The organism is Novosphingobium sp. 17-62-19, from assembly GCF_002256775.1.
Classification (GTDB): domain Bacteria; phylum Pseudomonadota; class Alphaproteobacteria; order Sphingomonadales; family Sphingomonadaceae; genus Novosphingobium.
Map to the genome: position 1 here is coordinate 1 of NZ_NCII01000088.1, position 15,507 is coordinate 15,507.

Consider the following 15,507-nt stretch of genomic DNA (forward strand, 5'->3'; position numbering starts at 1 on the left):
TGCCTTTTCAAGCCGATCACGCGCTCCGGCGGCAAGCGTCTTGCAGGCTTCGGGGTCTTCCAACGGCCTTGCCCCGCTCATCCGTTCGAACATGGCGCTAGCGGCGGGGTGGGGGGTAAGCAGGATGCCGCATTCGAGCGCTTCGACTTGCGCGAAGGTCTGGCGGAACATGGCAACGCGATCAGGGTGATCGGCAAAGCGGTAGGTGCCGAGTGGCAGGGCCGTCACGCTGTCGACATAGGTGACCGTGCGGCAGGCAGTGCCTTCGCAGGATTTCCAATGCCAGCTGGTCGATCCCTCAGTGTGGCCGGGTGTGGCAAAAGCCGTAAGCTTCAGCGGGCCGACACTGACAACATCGCCTGTGCGGATGATACGATCAACGCGGGCCTTGGGCGAACCGTGGATTTCCTGCACCTGCGGATCGGCAAGGCTGACCTTGCCGCTGCGGATCACCTTGGCCGCCTCCGCCGTGGCGGCGAACTTCGCGCCGGTAGCTTTTTGCAGCGCTGCCAGGCCGCCGATGTGGTCGAAGTGTTCGTGGCTCGAAACGATCCATTTCACGTCGCGCGGATTGAAACCCAGCCTGCGAATGCTGGCGACGACGTCTCCGGCGGTCTCCTCCATCCCTGCATCGATCAGCACGTGGCCGTCGGGCGACGTCACGAGCAGAATGGTGACGGCGCACGTGCCGACATACCACACGTTACCATAGACATGCGCGGGAGGTGCGAGGTCGGTGAAGGAGTCCTTGCCTTCGCACTGCCTGCGCAGTTCCTCGCCAGAAACGGCACCGGGATTTGCGGGCAGGGTGGCGGCGCTGGCGGCGAGCGCGAGGAGGGCGGTCATGCTCATGGCTTGCCCGTCTAGGCACCGCTTCACCGCAGTGCAACAGGCTGTCCTTTTTTACATCCCGCATACGCTTGCACACCGGGGCTTTTCGACTAATAGGACTCGCAATCCTGTCGCGGACGTCCGCGATCCCAGTACCTGATACCAATACCTAGTCGAGGGGGTATATTCATGGCGCAAACGCGCAAGGCACGGCCGATTTCTCCGCATCTCCAGATTTGGCGCTGGGGTCCGGCCATGCTGGTTTCGATCCTGCACCGCATCACCGGCAACGGGCTGGCGTTCGGCGGGCTTGGGCTTCTGCTGTGGTGGATCGGCGCTTTGGCCAGCGGGCCAGAGGCTTACCAGACATTCCTCGACTGGGTGTGGCTTGGCACCGGCGGTGGTTTGCAGACGGTCACTTCGGTGCTTGGCAAGATCGTACTTGTCGGCCTGACCTGGGCCTTTTTCCAGCACGCCGCATCGGGCATCCGCCACCTGATCCTCGATATCGGTGCGGGTTACGAGCTTGACACCAATGCGCGCTGGTCGAGCCTGACGATCGTTATCTCGATCCTCCTCACCATCGCATTCTGGGCTTTCGTGCTGCTGCGCTGAGCGCCGGCACGGATCGCATAGCAAGCTCACATCGCGGCTGACCGCCGTGGGCAACCTCGTCCTGATCACGTTCCTGATTGCCAGCCTCGCGCTGCTGCCGGACTACGGCTACGCCACGGTGCGCGGCTGGGTGGCGCGGCCACTGCCGTCCATCGCGATGATCCTGATCATGATCAACACCTTCACCCATGCCCGTATGGGCGTGCAGGTGATGCTCGAAGATTATGTCCACGAAGAAGGTGGCAAGATCGCGGCATGGCTGCTGGTCAATATCGTGCCCTTCGCGGCAGCCGCTTTTGGCATCCTTTCGGTTCTGCGCATTGCGCTCGGGGGCGCGTAAGACATGACTTCTACTCAGCCAGCCTACAAGATCATCGACCACACCTATGACACCGTCGTCGTAGGCGCGGGTGGTTCGGGACTGCGCGCCACAATGGGCTCTGCCCAGGCCGGCCTGCGCACAGCCTGCATCACCAAGGTCTTCCCGACGCGTTCGCACACCGTGGCGGCACAGGGCGGCATTGCTGCCAGCCTTGGCAACAATTCGCCCGATCACTGGACCTGGCACATGTACGACACCGTCAAGGGGTCTGACTGGCTGGGTGACCAGGACGCCATCGAATACATGGTGCGCGAAGCCCCGGCAGCGGTTTACGAACTGGAGCACGCAGGCGTGCCGTTCAGCCGCAACCCCGAAGGCACGATCTACCAGCGCCCGTTCGGCGGCCACATGCAGAACATGGGTGATGGCCCGCCGGTTCAGCGCACTTGCGCTGCGGCAGACCGCACCGGCCACGCCATGCTTCACGCGCTCTATCAGCAGAGCCTGAAGTACGACGCGGACTTCTTCATCGAATACTTCGCCATCGACCTGATCATGGAAAATGGTGAATGCCGTGGCGTGATCGCGCTGTGCATGGACGATGGTTCGATCCACCGTTTCCGCAGCCATGCTGTGGTGCTGGCAACTGGCGGTTATGGCCGTTCGTACTTCACCGCAACTTCTGCCCACACCTGCACGGGTGACGGCGGCGGCATGGTGCTGCGCGCTGGCTTGCCATTGCAGGATATGGAATTCGTGCAGTTCCACCCGACCGGGATCTACGGCGCAGGCGTGCTGATCACCGAAGGCGCGCGTGGCGAAGGCGGCTACCTGACCAACTCCGAAGGCGAGCGCTTCATGGAGCGCTATGCCCCGTCGGCCAAGGATCTGGCATCGCGTGACGTGGTTTCGCGTTCGATGGCACTGGAAATCCGCGAAGGCCGGGGCGTGGGTCCGCACAAAGACCACATCTTCCTGCATCTCGATCACATCGACCAGAAGGTGCTGGCCGAACGTCTGCCGGGCATCACCGAAAGCGGCAAGATCTTTGCAGGTGTCGACCTGACCCGCCAACCGCTGCCGGTGGTGCCGACTGTGCATTACAACATGGGTGGCATTCCCTGCAATTATCACGGCGAAGTCGTGACCATTGGCGCGGACGGCAATCCTGAAACGATCATTCCGGGTCTGTTCGCGGTGGGCGAAGCGGCCTGCGTTTCGGTCCATGGTGCAAACCGCCTCGGTTCGAACTCGCTGATCGACCTTGTCGTGTTCGGCCGCGCTACTGGCCTGCGTCTCAAGGAACTTATCAAGCCGGGCACCGCGCACAATTCGCTGCCCAAGGACAGCGCGGACATGGCACTTGGTCGTCTCGATCACTTCCGCCATGCCAAGGGCAGCTCGCCCACGGCAGAAGTGCGTATCGAAATGCAGCGCACCATGTCGGCTCATGCGGCGGTGTTCCGCACCGACGAGCTGATGGCCGAAGGCAAGGTCAAGCTGGCGGCGACCTATGAGCGGATGCAGGACATCAACGTGTCCGACCGTTCGCTGATCTGGAACTCGGATCTGGTCGAAACGCTGGAACTGGATAACCTCATCAGCCAGGCGGCTGTGACGATGCATTCGGCGCACAACCGCAAGGAAAGCCGTGGCGCCCATGCGCATGAAGATTTCCCTGATCGCAACGATGCTGAATGGATGAAGCACACTGCAGCCTGGTTCAACGGCTGGGGCGGCAAGGGTGGCGAGGTCAAGATCGACTACCGCCCGGTCCACGAATTCACGCTGACCGACGATGTCGAGTACATCAAGCCGAAGAAGCGCGTTTACTGATCCTGACGCTGGTCCAACAGGGCCAGCCGTTTGTCGAACAAGGCAAGATATGGCGCCGGGGTCTGGTACTCCGGCGCCATTCTTTTGTGCCGGGTTTACCGGCCTGCCGGGGAGGCAATGCGATGATGTTCGACAAGCGCAATGTGAAACTGGGTATGGTGCTGGGCGCGGGCTTGATGGTTTCAGTGGGGGCGATGGCGCAGGCTTTGCCTGAGGCACCTCCCACACCACCTGCACCTCCGGCCCCGCCCGCCCATCCGGTTCCACCAATCCCGCCGTCGCCACCTGCAATCGCCGAAGGCCATGCGCGCGTGGTCGTCGTCGAGCATCACGAAGGCGTGCATGGCGCAGCGCATGTCCGCACCGCTACCCGAGACGGCAAGACGTTCGTGTTAAAGACCCACACGCCGCTGTCCGACGAGGAATTCGAGCGCCGAATTGCCAAGGCAGAAGACGATCTTCCGCAGGTGCCTGAGCAAAGCCTACATCACAAAGAACACCGAATTGTCGTGGTCAAGGACAGCAAGTCCGGCGCAAAGACAGTGATTGACGAGGGGCGGATTGAACGCCACGCAATGGCCAAGGCGATCAGCGGTATCAGGTCTGCTCGTGCCGCAATTGCGGGCAATCGCGCGCTCTCCAACGAAATCCGCGCCGAAGTTCTTCGGGAACTCGACGCGGAAATCGCGAAATTGCAGGTCAAGAGCTGACGAAGTTACTGGGCTCGCTGCACCACCGGCCGGCTTTCAAAGCTGACCGACTGGTTCTTGTCTGATTTTCCAGCTTTTGCGGACTTTTCGTCTTTCTTATCGTCCTTGCGGTCCTTCTCGCGCGCTTCGGCGGCATCGCGGGCGGCGTGCACCGCAGCGGCATCTTTTGCCGTGGCAGCGCGGGCCGGGTAAGCACAGCCGCGCTGCTGGCCCACGCCTTTGAGGAAGGCGCGGCGGACTGATCCGGCGTAGATGGCTTCCTGCCATTTGCGTTGTTGCGCATTGGCACCGCTGATTTCACGGATGACGCCGCCGAACGGGATCAACGAACCAACTACCGATTTGGCAAGGCTGCCCATGTTGATCGTGGCATTGCCATCATCACGCGCCACATCGATGTCATCGCCCAGCACCATATCGAGATTGGCGATGGCCGCACCGATGGCGGGACAGCGCTTCATACCCGTAAGATCGTAAGGCTTTGCGCGCGCCGAAACGAGGATTTCGGGCACTTCGTCCTTTTTGATATTGAAGTCACTGAGCGGTTTTGTAGCCACATCGCCTACAGTCACCGTTTCCTGCGATACGGCGGTTTGCGCCGCCGCAGGATGGGCAAGTGCGAAGGTGCACGGAAGAAGTACTGCGAACCGGAGGGCGGTGCTTGGCATTGTGGAAGTCCCCTTTGCCGTTAAAACGCCACGCCCTGCCTTTCGGTTCCTCGACTTGCGCTGCGCAAATCAGAGCGCCTTGAACGTGTCGCACTGATCCTCGTTGGCTGTTTCCAGCCCGCGACGCAGCCATTCCATGCGCTGGGCGGAACTTCCGTGGGTGAAGCCTTCCTCTACCGGACGACGTCCTGCGGCTTTCATCAAGGTGTCATCGCCGATCTGGTGCGCCGCGCGCATCCCTTCCTCAACGTCGCCCGCTTCGATCCGGTCACGGTTCTTGCCCGCCCAAACTCCCGCATAGCAATCGGCCTGTAACTCAAGCGCTACTGAAAGTCGGTTAGCCTGGCTGGGGCTGCGCTGCTGCGCCTGACGCATTTGGGTCGATGTGCCAAGGACGTTCTGGATGTGGTGGCCATATTCGTGCGCCATCACATAAACTCGCGCGAAATCGCCGCCAGCCCCCATCTGCTGATCCATCTGCGTGTAGAAATCAGTGTCGATGTAGATGCCGTTGTCGGCGGGGCAATAGAACGGCCCCATCGCGCTTTGCGCCGCACCGCAGCCCGAATTGCCGTTCTGGGCATAGAACACCAGCTTGGGTGGCTGGTACGCAATGTTGGCTTGGGCAAACAGCGGCACCCACGTCTTGTTGAGCGAGGACAGCGCGTTGCAGCTTTCACGGCTGAATTCGTTGGCTGAGCAGCTTTCGGCCAGCGAGGTGCCGCCTGCCTGTTCCTGCTGGACCGGGCCTTGCGTTTGCACCTGCTGCAAGGTGCCGAGCATCTGCGCGGGATCGACTCCGAAAACCACCGCCGCAATCAGCGCGATCACAATCGATCCGCAGCCCAGCTTTCCGCCGCCGCCCATCGGGAACCGGCTGCCACCGCCACCGCGCTGGTCTTCGACGTTGATGGAACTGTCGAAATCGTCGAGCCGCATCGGCCTACCCCTCTTTTTGCACTTGCGACTGGACAAGCGGGAGGTGTCCCGCAATGCCAGTGCAATCAACCCATCCAGAAACCCCGGAGTAATCGAATGTTCCTGAAGGGCAAGTGCGCGCTTGTTACCGGCTCCACATCGGGCATTGGCCTCGCCTATGCGCGGGCCTTGGCAGCGGAGGGCGCCCACGTGGTGCTTAACGGCTTTGGCGATGCCGCCGAGATTGCCAAGTTGTGCGAGGAACTGGCTGCAACCAGCGGAGGGCGCGCGATTTTTGCAGCAGGAGACCTTACGAAGCGGGAGGGCACCGAGGCGATGGTGGCCACGGCTCTGGCAGAGTTTGGTGCGGTCGATATTCTTATCAATAATGCCGGGATGCAGCATGTCGCACCGGTGGATGAATTTCCGGTGGAGAAGTGGGATGCGATCATCGCGCTCAACCTGACATCCGCCTTCGACGCCTGCCGCTTGTGCATTCCGGGCATGAAGGCGAAAGGCTGGGGCCGCATCCTGTTTACCGCGTCTGCGCACTCTGTCACCGCATCGCCGTTCAAGGCGGCTTATGTCTCGGCCAAGCACGGCATTGCGGGCCTTACCAAAACTTTGGCGCTTGAACTGGCGACCCAAGGCATCACCGCCAATTGCATCAGCCCCGGCTATGTCTGGACGCCGCTGGTGGAAAACCAGATCCCCGACACGATGAAGGCACGGGGCATGACGCGCGAGCAGGTGATCAACGATGTGATGCTCGAACGCCAGCCCAGCAAGCAGTTCGTCCAGCCCGATGAACTGGCAGCGCTGGCGCTGTTCCTGTGCCGGGACGAGGCACGGAACATTACCGGGGCCAACTATAGTGTCGATGGTGGCTGGGTGGCGCAATAAGGGCGGACTTCCGCAGCTTTCGTAAACTCCTGTTCATCCAAGTGGGCTCAATTGGGAACTTGCGTCGCGCTGCTGCTTTTGAGAGCAAGGGTTGCGATGAGGCGTTTGGGGCTGGCGATGAAGCGTGCGGGAGTATTGCGGGGGGTGATGACCGGGGCACTGCTCCTCGGCGCACTGCTCGTGGTCGGCGCCCGACCTGCACCTAAACGCACCAACCCGCTCGAAACGGCGCTCAAAACGCATGTAGAGACGCTTGCCAGCGACGATTTCGGCGGACGTGAACCGGGGACCGAAGGCGAAACCAAGACGCTGCGCTATCTGGCGCGGCAGTGGTTTGACATCGGGCTGGAGGCAGGCACCAACATCCCCGGCAGCGGCTGGTTCGCGCCGGTGGAACTGGTTGCGCGCGAGCCAGTGCTTTCGCGCGCAACATTCATGCGGGGCAAGAAGCGTGTGGTTCTGCCCGCGGACAGCGTGTTCGTGGTGACGTCAGGTCTTCGCAGTCTGGTGCAGGATGCGCCGCTTGTTTTTGTTGGCCATGCCACCGGCAGCATGTTGGGGCGGGCAGAACTGGCGGGGCGCGTGGCCGTGATGCTCGACAGTCTGCCGCAAGGCAGCACTGGAGATGTCGCCGGAGATCGGGCGGGGCGGTTGCTTGATGCCGGCGCGCTTGCGGTTGTGACGGTGCTTGATGACGAGCGTGGGCTGGAGGATGTAATCGCGCGGCGGCGGCGCGCAGGCTATGCCGTAGCGGGTGAACGCCTTGGTAGCGAGATCGAGGCGTTTCTGTCTCCCGCAACGGCAGGCCTGCTTCTTGCAGGTGGCCACCATTCCACGCTGGAGCGACTGCGCAGCGATGCGAAATCAGCGACTTTCAAACCCTATGTGCTGGGCCTGTCGGGCACGTTTGAGGCTACGAGCGGCGAGACGAGGATCAACACGCACAACCTGATCGGGCGCATTGCGGGCCGTAATCCGGCGGCCGGGGCAGTGTTGGTCATGGCGCATTGGGACCATTTCGGCGAATGCGCCGCGCCTCCGGCCGAGGACCTGATCTGTAACGGCGCGATCGACAACGCTTCGGGCCTTGCGGTGATTACCGAAGCCGCGCGGGTACTGGCCAAGGGCAAGCCGATGGACCGCGACGTCTACTTCGTGGCGACGACGGGGGAGGAACTGGGGTTGTTGGGGGCGGTAGCCTTTGCCGAAAATCCCCCGATCCCGCTCGACCGGTTCGTGGCGGCGTTCAATGTTGACAGCACCGGGTTGGTGCCAGCCGGTGGGCCAATTGGCGTGGTGGGCAAAGGGCAGACGCGGCTTGACCCGCTGATCGCCGATGTTGTGCGGCGTATGAAGCGCAAGGTGGCACCGGGGGATGGCGCCAATGCCTATATCATGCGGCAGGATTCGTGGGTGCTGATCCAGCATGACGTGCCCATGGTCATGGTCAGCAACAGCTATGGCAACATGGAGCGGATTGAGCGCTTCATGGAAGACACTTACCACCGCCCGAGCGACGAGGCCGGAGCAACCATCGACTATGGCGGGATGGCCGACGATGTGAATCTGCAGGTCGAACTGGTGCGCGCCTTTGCCGATGCCAAGCGCTTTCCGTCGAAGGCATCGCCTGCGGATCAAAAGCGGGGTCAAACCCCCTAGCGCGCGGGCACCTTCCTGTTTACATGGGCCGCCACGAATCTCCCCGGACCTCAAGAAGTGGCACGCATCATGGATATCCCCCTCGGCCTTACATTCGACGACGTGTTGCTGCGTCCTGCCGAGTCGGACATCGTGCCATCGATGGCCGACACGCGCACGCGGCTGACCAAAGGCATCAGCCTCAACATTCCGGTCATTTCCTCGGCAATGGACACCGTGACCGAAGCTGACATGGCGATTGTCATGGCGCAGTTGGGCGGCATCGGCGTGCTTCACCGCAACCTTTCGATCGAGGAACAGTGCGCTGCGGTGCGCGCGGTCAAGCGGTTCGAGAGCGGTATGGTGGTCAACCCGATCACTATCGCCCCGGAAGCACCGCTGGGCGAAGCGCAGGCGCTGATGCGCCAGCACAAGATCAGCGGTATTCCGGTGGTCGAGGCTTCGGGCAAACTGGTCGGCATCCTGACGAACCGGGATGTGCGTTTTGCCGATAACCCGTTGCAGCCTGTGCGTGAACTGATGACGCATGAGAACCTTGCGACGGTTCAGCTTGGTGCCAGCGGCGACGATGCCCGCCGTCTTCTGCACCAGCGCCGGATCGAAAAGCTACTTGTCGTGGATGATTCGTTCCATTGCATCGGTCTGATCACGGTGAAGGATATCGAAAAGGCCGTCACTTTCCCCAATGCCACCAAGGACGCAGCCGGACGCCTGCGCGTGGCTGCGGCGACCACGGTCGGTGAAAAGGGCCTGCTGCGCACACAGGCGCTGATCGACGCTGAATGCGATGTAGTGGTGATCGATACCGCACATGGCCACAACCGCGATGTTGCACGTGCGGTGGAAGCCGCCAAGAAACTTTCGAACTCGGTGCAGGTGATCGCCGGAAACGTGGCGACTGCCGCAGCGGCGCGCTCGCTGGTCGATGCCGGAGCCGATGGAATCAAGGTTGGCATCGGTCCGGGCTCCATCTGCACGACGCGCATTGTGGCAGGCGTGGGCGTGCCTCAACTGACCGCCGTGATGGAATGTGCCGAAGAAGCCGAAAAGTCGGGCGTTCCGGTGATTGCCGATGGCGGCCTGCGCACTTCAGGCGATGCTGCCAAGGCACTGGCTGCGGGCGCCAGCACGGTGATGATCGGATCGATGCTGGCGGGCACGGAAGAAGCGCCGGGCGAGACCTTTCTGTATCAGGGCCGTGCCTATAAATCCTATCGCGGCATGGGTTCGGTCGGCGCGATGGCGCGCGGCAGTGCGGATCGCTATTTCCAGCAGGACATCAAGGACCAGATGAAGCTGGTGCCCGAAGGAATCGAAGGTCAGGTGCCCTTCAAGGGACCAGCCAAGGACGTGGTCCACCAGCTCGTCGGCGGCGTTAAGGCTGCGATGGGCTACACCGGCAGCCAGACGATCGAGGACTTGCGCAAGCGTGCGCAGTTCGTGCGGATCACCAATGCGGGCCTGCGCGAAAGCCACGTTCACGACGTGACGATCACGCGCGAGGCGCCGAACTACAAGGTAGGCTGAGGCCCGCCAGTGACGCCCTCCGCGCGCGTTCAGGCCGCGATTGATCTGCTGGATGCGGTGATCACGGTAGCGCGGGGGCAGGGTGCTTCGGCTGACCGGATTGCGGCGGAATGGTTCCGGGCGCGGCGCTATGTCGGCTCGAAGGACCGTCGCGCAATCCGTGAACTGGTGTGGAGCGCAATCCGGGCCTGCGGGCCGGTTCCCGTGTCGGGTCGTGCGGCAATGTTGCGGTTGGCGGCGGATGATGCCGCGCTTGCTGCGCTGTTTGACGGCTCAAACTATGGTCCCGCGCCGGTTGTGGCAGGTGAACCAGTGGCCGAGGGCGGCATTGCGCCCGCATGGCTGGTTGAACGGCTCTCCGGTGCGGGTCTTGATGCCGATGCGCAAGCCTCACTCCTTGACCGCGCTCCATTGGACATCCGCGCCAATTCGCTCAAAATCACCCGTGAGGAATTGCGCACGCGCCTGCCGGTTGAAGCTGAATCTGCCATTGCGCCTCATGCCCTGCGCCTGCCTACGGGGAGCGCAGCGGAAACATGGCCCGAATTTTCCGAAGGCCTGTTCGAAGTGCAGGATGCGGGCAGCCAGGTTGCCTGTATGGCGCTGGGTGTGCAGTCGGGCGAGGCGGTGGTCGATCTTTGTGCCGGGGCGGGCGGCAAGACGCTGGCACTGGGCGCGGCGCTGGAGAACAAGGGCACGCTGCTGGCCTGCGACATTGACCGCGCGCGCCTTTCTCGCCTGCCTGAACGGGCTGCCCGCGCCGGGGTTTTGGCCGAAACACGTCTGCTCAATCCCGGCAGCGAAGCCGCCATGCTGGCCGACTGGCAGGGCAAGGCCGATGCCGTGATGATCGATGCACCCTGTTCTGGCACCGGCACTTGGCGGCGCAACCCGGAGGCGCGCTGGCGGTTGGATGCCAAGACGATAGACCGTTACTGCGCGATGCAGGCCAATGTCCTGTCCATTGGCGCAAGTCTGGTACGGCCCGGAGGGCGAATGACATATGTCGTGTGTTCGCTGCTTGATGCCGAGGGCGCCGACCGTATCGACGCCTTTCTAGCGCAAAATCCGGGCTGGGATGTCGTGCTGCCACCGCTCCCCGCAGGCCGCGCGCATGGGCGAGGTTGGCGGCTCGTGCCCTTTTGGGATGGCACAGACGGGTTTTTCTTCGCAACACTCGTACGCCGTGTTAATTGAAGCGTCATGCCAGCCGGTTCATACAGCGAGAGTCCCCGGCTCAAGGAGTTGCTGATGCGTTACGCCCCCGTTGCCCTTGCCTTGTCGCTTGTCGTTGGCGTTACCGGGAGCATGGGCGTGGCAAGGAGTTCTGCCCCTGCTGATCCACGCGTTGAAGCGCTGCTCAAGGATGGCCGTGCAGCGCTGACCAAGGGCGATGCGAGCGCTGCAACCGACAGTTTTGAGGCTGCGCTGGTGATTGACCCGGCCAGCAATGCCGCATTGCTCGGCCTTGCCGATGCCGCCCGCCGTGAAGGGTTGCAGGGCAAGGCAATCCACTATTACCGAGAAGTGCTCTCGCGCGAGCCCAACAACGTCGTTGCCATTTCGGGCGAGGGCGGGGCTATGGTTGAAAAGGGCGCGGTAGAAAAGGCCAAGCGCAATCTGACCCGGCTTGAAGGTTTGTGTGGCAAGGGCTGCTCTGAAACTGCCGAGCTTTCCGCCGCGATCTTGCGCGGACCAGCACCCAAGGTGCTTTCGGCTGAAGCGGTGACGACGGAAAGCAAGATCGAAAACAACTGAGTCTCCACGGAGGCTGGGAGCTTGGGGTTGTTACCGAACTTCGCTTGATGCAGCCTGAGGCCCCCGCCTTCGCGGGGGCGCTTTGGTGTTCGGGTTGAGGCTGGTGCCGGGAACGGTCAAATCAGGCCGCGAAACTCTTCCACCACTTGCCGATAGACCCGTTTCTTGAACGGCACGATCAGGTCGGGCAACTGCTCCGGTTCGACCCATTTCCACGCTTCGAATTCGGCATGATCATCCGCGTCGAGGTTGATGTCCGTGTCCTCTCCGCCAAAACGCAGCAGTAGCCATTTCTGGCGCTGGCCGCGATATTTTCCGCCCCACAACTTGCCCATCAGGAAATCGGGCAGGTCGTAGAAATGCTCTTCGCGGCTTTCGGCGATGATCGTGACGAGGTGTGGCGGAACGCCGGTTTCTTCTTCCAGTTCGCGCAGGGCGGCGGGATGAAGCTCTTCGCCATCATCGATTCCGCCCTGCGGCATCTGCCAGGCATCGCCTTCCTTGTTGTCGATGCGTTTGCCCACGAACACGCGGCCCGCGCCGTTCACAAGCATCACACCCACACAGGGACGGTAGGGTAGCCCGGCAAAATCGTCTGTCATTTCAACCTTTCCAGCAGCAGCTTCACGGCTTTGAAGATCGACTGCATGTCTTCCTGTGCGCTTGGGATTGCCTTGCGCACCTGGGTAAAGCCGTGGATTGTCCCCTTCATTTCAAGGAACACGACTTCGGCACCGGAACGGATCAGTTCGGCGCCATAGACCCGGCCGCTGTCGCGAATCGGGTCCAACCCGGCGGTCACTAGCACCGTTGGCGGCGTAGTCGAATGATCACCGTAGATCGGGTAAGCACGTTTGTGCCCGGTAACCGCTTGGTAAGCTTCGGAGAACCAGTTCATCACATCCGCTGTCAGCAGAAAGCCATCGGCAAAATCGCGGAAGGACTGATGATCGGGCTTATCGTCAGACAATGGATAGATCGGAACCTGCATCACAACTGGCACGTCGGCTGGTTGTTCCACCAATGCCTGCGTGACGACGATCGTGAGGTTTCCGCCCGCCGAGTCGCCCATCGGGATAAGGCCGGTGATTTCGCGCCCCAGCGCGGCGGAGTTGGTTGCAATCCAACGCGCAGCCGCTTCGCAATCATCTGGCGCAGCGGGGAAGGGGTGTTCGGGGGCGAGCCGATAGTCCACCGCAATGACAGGCAAGTCCAGTTCAGCCGCAACCTCGGTGCAAAGGCTGTGGTGGCTTTCAAGATCGCCGATCACGAAGCCGCCGCCGTGGAAGAACACCACGGCTGGACCCGGCTCACGTGCGTCCCGCAAGTCATACAGGCGCAGAGGAATGTCTCCAGCGGGTCCTGGGCAGGTCAGATCACGAATCACGGCGAGTTCGCGGGGATCAGCTTCGGCAAGCTGGCCCATCGCAACGTAGCTTGCTCTTGCATCGGCCAGCGACAATTCGCTCATCGGCGGGGCACCGGTGCTGTTCAGGAAAGCCAGAAAGGCTTGCACATCGGGGCGCACATAGTGGGTGGTGTGATCGGTCATGACAGGTCCTCGCCCCTTTTGCAGGATTCGTAATAAACAGTGCAGTAAGTTTGCTTTTGCAACTTGACCGGCAAGGGCGTTCGGAATCAAGAGCGCAGGAGGATTTTTCGTCGCGCGCAGTTTTTCTTCTTTGCGAACGGGGCGGCAGAGGCATAGGCGCGTTTCAGCACTGGGTGAAACTCCCGGCGCACAGCAGAGGACGATATGGCTACACTTGTTGATGGACCGGACGCGCTGACGGGCGGCAAGGACACTTCCAACCCTGAAGCGGTGGTTGTGCGTTTTGCCGGTGACTCGGGCGATGGTATGCAGCTGACCGGCGGTCAGTTCACGCTTTCTACCGCGCTTGCGGGGAATGATCTGGCGACCTTCCCTGATTTTCCCGCAGAAATCCGCGCGCCGCAAGGCACGCTGTTTGGCGTCTCTGCTTTCCAGATCAACTTCGGATCGACCGAGATCGACACTGCGGGCGATCAGCCCGATGTGCTGGTGGCAATGAACCCGGCGGCGCTTAAGACCAATGTCGGCGCGCTCAAGGTAGGCGGGTTGATCATTGCCGACACGGGTGAGTTCAACAAGCGCAACCTTGAAAAGGCCAAGTACGAGGTCAATCCTCTTGAGGATGGCAGTCTTGAAAAGTGGCAGCTGCTGGCGTTCGACATTTCGGCGCTGACGCTTGAAGCGGTGAAGCCGTTCGGACTTGGCAACAAGGAAGCCCTGCGTTGCAAGAACATGTGGACGCTCGGCCTTGCGCTGTGGATGTTCGACCGTGACCGGCAGCCGCTGATCGACTGGCTGAACGCCAAGTTTGCCAAGAACCCGGTGCTGGCAGAAGCCAACGTTGCGGCGCTGAATGCTGGTCATGCCTATGGCGAAACGGCGGAACTGGCAGGCCCGCTCAAGCAGTATCACATCGCTCCGGTTGAGAGCGAACCGGGCCTTTACCGCACGGTCACCGGCGCAGAGGCGATCAGCCTTGGTCTGGTTGCCGGAGCGCAGCTTGCTGAACTGCCGATGTTCTTTGGCGGCTATCCGATTACGCCCGCCTCGGCCATTCTGCACAACCTTGCACGGTTGAAGGAATACGGCGTCACCACCTTCCAGGCGGAAGACGAGATTGCCGCTATCGCTTCGGCCATCGGTGCCAGCTATGCGGGCCAGCTTGGCGTTACGTCATCGTCCGGCCCCGGTATCGCGCTCAAGGGTGAGGCGATGGGCCTTGCGATCATGACCGAGCTGCCGCTGGTCATCGTCAATTCGCAGCGCGGTGGACCTTCCACGGGCCTTCCCACCAAGACCGAACAGTCGGACCTCTATCAGGCGGTCTATGGCCGCAATGGCGATGCGCCGATGCCGGTGATCGCTGCCCGCAGCCCTTCGGATTGCTTCGAAGTGGCCATCGAGGCGGTTCGCATCGCGGTGCAGTACATGACCCCGGTCATGGTGCTGACCGATGGCTACATCGCCAACGCGGCTGAGCCGTGGAAGGTGCCGGACCCAGCTACCATCAAGCCGTTCCCCGCCACGTTCCTTGGTGAAAAGAACGGCCCGAATGGTGAGTTGTTGCCCTTCGCCCGCGATGAAAAGGGCGCGCGTCCGTGGATCAAGCCGGGTACGCCGGGTCTGATGCATCGCATCGGTGGCATCGAAAAGAACCCCGGCACAGGCAACATCGACTACTCGCCTGCCAGCCACCAGATCATGACCGACGCACGGCGTGACAAGGTTGACGGCGTGACCCACACGATCCCGCTGCAGGACGTCGTGCATGGCGAGGCGTCGGGCAAGCTAGTGGTCGTCGGGTGGGGCAGCACCTATGGCCCGATCTATCAGGCTGTACGCCGTGCGCGCCGCAAGGGGCTGGACGTCAGCCATGTCCACGTCCGCCACATCTGGCCGATGCCGTCGAACCTAGGTGATCTGCTGAAGGCTTACGACAAGGTGCTGGTGCCCGAAATGAACACCGGCCAGTTCAAGACCGTGTTGCGCGACCAGTTCCTGATCGACGCCCAGCCGCTCAACAAGACCAGCGGCCAGCCGTTCACCATTGCGGAAATTGAAGAGGCAATCGTTGCCGCCCTTGGCGGGGACGTTGGCGGCGAAGTGGATGCCGACAAGACGCAACTGCCCAGCATCAAGAGTGTGAACCCATGAACGAGATGACCAAGATCGCGGTCCAGACCACGCTCAAGGACTGGGAAACCGATC

The 15,507-nt window shown here is 61.9% G+C and carries 14 protein-coding genes and 1 pseudogene; 10 read left to right on the forward strand and 5 right to left on the reverse strand.

Going from position 1 to position 15,507, the window contains the following annotated elements:
- Nucleotides 1–852: subclass B3 metallo-beta-lactamase (bla, locus tag B7X90_RS14620; protein WP_292625611.1), on the reverse strand; the 852-nt coding region annotated here is incomplete at its 3' end.
- Between the two features lie 168 nt (nucleotides 853–1,020).
- Between bla and sdhC the strand changes: the two genes are divergently transcribed.
- The 4 genes and pseudogenes from sdhC to B7X90_RS14640 all read left to right on the forward strand — a co-directional run bounded on the left by sdhC (nucleotide 1,021) and on the right by B7X90_RS14640 (nucleotide 4,314).
- On the forward strand, nucleotides 1,021–1,446 hold the full coding sequence (gene sdhC, locus B7X90_RS14625) for a succinate dehydrogenase, cytochrome b556 subunit (protein ID WP_292625613.1): 426 nt from the start codon (nucleotides 1,021–1,023) through the stop codon (nucleotides 1,444–1,446).
- A 16-nt stretch (nucleotides 1,447–1,462) separates the two neighbouring features.
- Nucleotides 1,463–1,786, forward strand: a pseudogene (sdhD, locus tag B7X90_RS14630) (succinate dehydrogenase, hydrophobic membrane anchor protein); the annotation flags it as partial.
- A gap of 3 nt (nucleotides 1,787–1,789) precedes the next feature.
- Nucleotides 1,790–3,604, forward strand: a complete 1,815-nt coding sequence (gene sdhA / locus B7X90_RS14635) for a succinate dehydrogenase flavoprotein subunit (protein ID WP_292625614.1) — start codon at nucleotides 1,790–1,792, stop codon at nucleotides 3,602–3,604.
- Nucleotides 3,605–3,726: 122 nt separating this feature from the next.
- The gene (locus B7X90_RS14640; RefSeq protein ID WP_292625616.1) at nucleotides 3,727–4,314 is read left to right on the forward strand and encodes a hypothetical protein; all 588 of its coding nucleotides are present in this window, start codon (nucleotides 3,727–3,729) and stop codon (nucleotides 4,312–4,314) included.
- Nucleotides 4,315–4,319: 5 nt separating this feature from the next.
- Here the strand turns inward: B7X90_RS14640 and B7X90_RS14645 are convergent, their stop codons facing one another.
- Nucleotides 4,320–4,982 (reverse strand): hypothetical protein, encoded by a 663-nt coding sequence (locus B7X90_RS14645; protein ID WP_292625618.1) that lies wholly within the window; start codon nucleotides 4,980–4,982, stop codon nucleotides 4,320–4,322.
- Between the two features lie 69 nt (nucleotides 4,983–5,051).
- Complete coding sequence (locus B7X90_RS14650) at nucleotides 5,052–5,921, reverse strand: neutral zinc metallopeptidase (protein ID WP_292625619.1); 870 nt, start codon at nucleotides 5,919–5,921, stop codon at nucleotides 5,052–5,054.
- 96 nt (nucleotides 5,922–6,017) lie between these two features.
- Between B7X90_RS14650 and B7X90_RS14655 the strand changes: the two genes are divergently transcribed.
- The 5 genes from B7X90_RS14655 (at nucleotide 6,018) to B7X90_RS14675 (ending at nucleotide 11,747) form a co-directional block, all read left to right on the forward strand.
- Entirely contained in the window at nucleotides 6,018–6,803 is a 786-nt protein-coding gene (locus tag B7X90_RS14655; RefSeq protein ID WP_292625620.1) for a 3-hydroxybutyrate dehydrogenase, read from the forward strand.
- 96 nt (nucleotides 6,804–6,899) lie between these two features.
- On the forward strand, nucleotides 6,900–8,462 hold the full coding sequence (locus B7X90_RS14660; RefSeq protein WP_292625621.1) for a M28 family peptidase: 1,563 nt from the start codon (nucleotides 6,900–6,902) through the stop codon (nucleotides 8,460–8,462).
- 69 nt (nucleotides 8,463–8,531) lie between these two features.
- Nucleotides 8,532–9,989, forward strand: coding sequence for an IMP dehydrogenase (gene guaB / locus B7X90_RS14665; protein WP_292625623.1), 1,458 nt, complete (start codon nucleotides 8,532–8,534; stop codon nucleotides 9,987–9,989).
- A 9-nt stretch (nucleotides 9,990–9,998) separates the two neighbouring features.
- Entirely contained in the window at nucleotides 9,999–11,186 is a 1,188-nt protein-coding gene (locus B7X90_RS14670; RefSeq protein WP_292625624.1) for an RsmB/NOP family class I SAM-dependent RNA methyltransferase, read from the forward strand.
- Between the two features lie 54 nt (nucleotides 11,187–11,240).
- The gene (locus tag B7X90_RS14675) at nucleotides 11,241–11,747 is read left to right on the forward strand and encodes a hypothetical protein (RefSeq protein WP_292625626.1); all 507 of its coding nucleotides are present in this window, start codon (nucleotides 11,241–11,243) and stop codon (nucleotides 11,745–11,747) included.
- 116 nt (nucleotides 11,748–11,863) lie between these two features.
- On the opposite strand, the gene B7X90_RS14680 is transcribed toward B7X90_RS14675, so the two are convergent.
- Entirely contained in the window at nucleotides 11,864–12,349 is a 486-nt protein-coding gene (locus B7X90_RS14680) for an RNA pyrophosphohydrolase (RefSeq protein WP_292625627.1), read from the reverse strand.
- A complete protein-coding gene (locus B7X90_RS14685; RefSeq protein WP_292625628.1) occupies nucleotides 12,346–13,299 on the reverse strand; it encodes an alpha/beta hydrolase in 954 nt (317 codons plus the stop codon). Before B7X90_RS14685 ends, B7X90_RS14680 begins: the two co-directional genes overlap by 4 nt.
- A 204-nt stretch (nucleotides 13,300–13,503) precedes the next feature.
- On the opposite strand from B7X90_RS14685, the gene B7X90_RS14690 reads away from it, so the two are divergent.
- Complete coding sequence (locus B7X90_RS14690; RefSeq protein ID WP_292625630.1) at nucleotides 13,504–15,453, forward strand: 2-oxoacid:acceptor oxidoreductase subunit alpha; 1,950 nt, start codon at nucleotides 13,504–13,506, stop codon at nucleotides 15,451–15,453.
- Nucleotides 15,454–15,507: the final 54 nt, after the last annotated feature.